A 485-nucleotide genomic window follows, 5' to 3' on the forward strand; every position below is an offset into this window, starting at 1 on the left:
GGGGGGTGTGGTTTTTCGTGGACGGCGGGGGAGTTCCCGTCGTTGGCGGAGTTGTACGACGAGTCGTATTTCACCGGTGAGGGTTATGAGGATTATTTCCTGCCGGGTCCTCGGCGGTTCGAGTCGGGTCGTCGGTTGCGGTGGTTGTTGTCGGTGGCGCGGCCGGCCTCGTTGGTGGAGGCGGGTTCGGCGGGTGGGTTTTTCGTCGAGGCGGCGTTGCGGGCGGGGATCGCGGCGGAGGGTGTCGAGGTTTGTGCGGCGGCGGCGCGGTTCGCTCGGGAGCGGTTGGGTGTGCCGGTGCGGCACGGGTGTTTCGAGTCGGACGTTCCGGAGCGTGTGGTCGAGGCGGTGTGTGCGTTCCATGTGTTGGAGCATGTGGAGGATCCGCGTCGGTTTCTGTTGGCGGCGCGGCGGATGTTGGCGGCGCGGGGTTGGCTCGCGTTGGAGGTGCCGAACATCGCCTCGGCGGCCGCCACCCGACTCGG

General features: G+C 68.0%; 1 protein-coding gene. It reads left to right on the forward strand.

Features of this window, described 5'->3' with window-relative positions:
* Positions 1–42 precede the first annotated feature (42 nt).
* Positions 43–485 (forward strand): methyltransferase domain-containing protein (locus AAH979_RS43155; protein ID WP_346263901.1); only part of this gene is annotated, 443 nt, incomplete at its 3' end.

It is taken from the genome of Plantactinospora sp. ZYX-F-223, from assembly GCF_039649625.1.
In the GTDB taxonomy this organism is placed as follows: Bacteria; Actinomycetota; Actinomycetes; order Mycobacteriales; family Micromonosporaceae; genus Plantactinospora.